The 977-nt window shown below is 75.4% G+C and carries 1 protein-coding gene; it reads right to left on the bottom strand.

The features are described 5' to 3' along the window. Nucleotides 1-836, bottom strand: an 836-nt coding sequence (locus C667_RS23300) for a 3'-5' exonuclease (protein WP_245538531.1), incomplete at its 3' end; no start/stop codon positions are given. Between the last annotated feature and the right edge of the window lie 141 nt (nucleotides 837-977).

Genomic DNA, 977 nt, shown 5'->3' with positions numbered 1-977 from the left:
GTGCGGGCGCGCCCGGCGAAGGGCGAGGCGGAGGGCGAGGCGGAGGGCGAGGCGGAGGGCGAGGCGGAGGGCGAGGCGAAGGGCGAGGCGGAGGGCGAGGCGGAGGGCGAGGAGGCCCCGGCGTCCGGCGCTGCCCGGGCGGGCCCGTCGGCGTCATCGGAGCCGCCTGCGGGCGCCGGGTCGCCGCCACGTTCGCCGTAGAACAGATACACCCCGGGCGCGTCGGGCAGGTCGGCGATCTGCTCGGGGTCGAGGTGGGGCGGCAGGCTGGGGTGGCCGACGAGCTCGCGCATCACCTCCGACAGCTGGCCGGGCGGGAAGCGCTCGTGGATCTTCTGCCAGAACTGCCAAAGCAGCTGGGCGTCGCCGAGCGCGCGGTGGCGGTCGGCGACCACCAGGCCGTGGCGCTCGATGAGGTGGTCGAGGCCGTGGCGGCGGTGGTCGGGGAACAGCCGGCGCGACAGCTTGACGGTGCACAGCACCTGCGGCCGCATGTCGAGCCCGGCGCGGCGGAAGGCGGCGCGCAGGTGGCCGTGGTCGAAGCGCGCGTTGTGGGCGACGAAGAGGCGGCCGTCGAGGCGGTCGAAGATCTCGTCGGCGATGTCGGCGAAGCGCGGCGCGTCGGCGACCATGGCGTCGTCGATGCCGGTGAGGCGCTGGATATAGTCGGGAATGCGCGACTCGGGTCGCACCAGCGTGGACCATTCGCGCACGCCATCCTCGTCGACCTGGACGATGCCGACCTCGGTGATCGATTCGCGCTGGGCGGGGCCGCCGGTGGTCTCGATGTCGACGAAGGCGAGCCCGCCGGGGAAGCTGTGGAGGGAGAAGGGCAAGGGTTTGCGGGCGGGTTGGGCGAGGGGGCGGGACGGCTGGCGGCGCAGCGGGCGCGTGCGAGCTTCGAGCGCCGGCGCGTGCCCGGGTTCCCATGCCGGCGAGGGCCGTTGCGCGAGGCGGGCCGACGCGCGCGTGCGCCG

This window comes from Thauera phenylacetica B4P (assembly GCF_000310225.1).
GTDB lineage: Bacteria > Pseudomonadota > Gammaproteobacteria > Burkholderiales > Rhodocyclaceae > Thauera > Thauera phenylacetica.
This window is presented reverse-complemented; position numbering and strand designations above follow the sequence as displayed.